Source organism: Nocardia sp. NPDC060220, from assembly GCF_042727815.1.
Classification (GTDB): Bacteria; Actinomycetota; Actinomycetes; order Mycobacteriales; family Mycobacteriaceae; genus Nocardia.
Window position 1 is genome coordinate 1 of the sequence record NZ_JBHWZY010001039.1, and the last position, 2144, is coordinate 2144.

The 2144-nt window shown below is 61.2% G+C and carries 1 protein-coding gene; it reads left to right on the forward strand.

The annotated features are described in order from the left end of the window. Positions 1-60: 60 nt before the first annotated feature. Entirely contained in the window at positions 61-654 is a 594-nt protein-coding gene (locus ACFWF3_RS33345; RefSeq protein ID WP_379317922.1) for a hypothetical protein, read from the forward strand. Positions 655-2144 lie beyond the last annotated feature (1490 nt).

Below are 2144 nucleotides of genomic sequence, written 5' to 3' on the forward strand. Positions count from 1 at the left end.
GTCGTGGTTCCTCAGCGCAACCTACACGCCGTGCCGACGGGAATGGATCCGCTGTGTGCCGTGCTGACCGACCCCGCCGCGGTTGCGGTCCACGGCCTTCGGTGCAATTCACTCGGAAATTTGGGACGGCTCGCCGTCGTAGGCGCGGGAGTTGTCGGCTTGTTGACTGCGCTCTATGCCGATTCGCTCGGTTGGCAGGTCACGATTCTGGGCCGAAACGGCGTTACTCTCTTCCGGCCAGACGATCCGGTGCCCTCGGTCCGAAGTTCGCCGAAGACGTCGGCCATGCAGGCGAGTTTCGACGTCGTGGTCGACGCGGCTTCTGGTGCCGATTCAGCTCCGCTGGAACTCGCGCTGTGGCTGGTGACCGACGGCGGTACGATCATCGTGCAGAACGCTTACCACCCTGCTGTGGGACTACCTATTCCGCTGCGTGACATATTCCGCCGATCGATCCGATTGGTCGGGTCGTTCTCGTATTGCCGACGCGGTGACGATGACTTCGAGGTTGCTCTGCGGCTGTTGCGTTCCCACGCTGCCACCGTTGAGCGCTATGCCACCCGGGTTGCCGGGATCGAAGGGCTACAGACCGCGATCAATGATGACGCGATCCGACTGATTCGGCGAGTACTCGCGATCGGCGATCGTCGTTAACGGCGGTAGCGTTCGTCCTGTATGCGGGTCGGCCGGCGGACCGAGTTGTTACCTCCGTCGAGGACGACCGCTACCGGCCCTCAGACTCATTCGAAGACTCCGAGTCGAAGAGACCGGTACGCGACGGGTGGGTAGATGTTCTCGAACTACGAGGCCGTGAGCCCCTCGAATCGCCCCCCGTATTGATCGCCGATCGCGAGTTTCCAGCGGAAACGACGATACTCGGCCAGCGATTCGCTCAGTAGACCGAGGTCGCGGAGGCCGAGCTCCGCCGTCGAGGCGCGCGGGATCCCGCTTGTCCAGGCGTCACGTCGGCGAGAGCGGAAGGCGGAGGACCACTCGTCGCGATCTGGCCGCGCTGGCATCTGGCGCGATGTTGACCGTATTGGAGCCTTGAGAACGAACCAGCTCGTCGAGCATATCGAGCAGTGACCGGATTGCGGACACCTGTCCGGTGAGAGACGCTGACGTCGGTTGATGCGGATTCGGCCGATCGGAGGGTGTGGGGCGGTCCTCCGCGACCGAGTTTCGCGCCTTCGTCCACAGAATTCGCCAGGCACGGTGACTCATCAGATCTGCGGGTACGTCCACCTGCCTGCGTGCACGCACCGTCAGAAAGCGCAAGACCGGAACCAGGCTTTCGAAACGGGCGGGAAGGCTCCGCCCGGCCTTCCAGTCACTTATTCGCTGGAACGAAGCTGGTGCCGCACGATTTGATCCATCGGCCCTTTCCGCGTGTCGCCGCACTGACAGAGCAACACTTCGCAGCGAAGGGGACCCGGCTGCTCGATGTAGTGAATCGAGTCGATGGGCGAACTCCTCTCGGGCTGAGCGTGTTCCGTTGATCGTCTGCGTCGGTGCAATTGTTGATGCGTCCACTGTGTCTCCCCCAATCTCGACCATCCCGTGGGCTCACGACGCGATCCCACGCATAGTTGGTCTGTTCACTTACCTAGACGCTCGGAAACCCCGGACGGTTCCTCCGGAAAATGTGATCTACGCAATAGTGGATAGCTCCGTCTTGTCGAATCGGCAACCACCCGTCCGTCGTCCGGTACTTGAATCGAAAGGGCGCCGCAGCACGAAAGTGGGCTGCCCACAACTACTTGCGAAGCTGTCGGCCACTGTCCGGCCCGGACAGTCATTTCACCGCCGCGAAGTGCGGTCATGACTGATAGCTATCAACAAAGCGTTGCCGAAGCTGTGGTGGTGAACCTAGCGTGGTGGAAGCACGAACCACTCACACAAGATCTTCCCGAGAATTATCGCCGCAAATCCCCTGCGGGGGTTCGCGGTTCTCGAAGTCTTCCGCCTCGGCTGGTTTCGCGACCACCGAAGGTGGAGTCCATACCCATCTGTGAATACGAGGAGGTGAAACCATGAAGTTCGAAAAGGTGACCATCAACCTGCTGTCCGATGAAGAACTGTTCGACATCGTCGGCGGTGTCGGCGTTCTCAGCGGCCTGTCGGCGGCTTAAGAACACGGATGT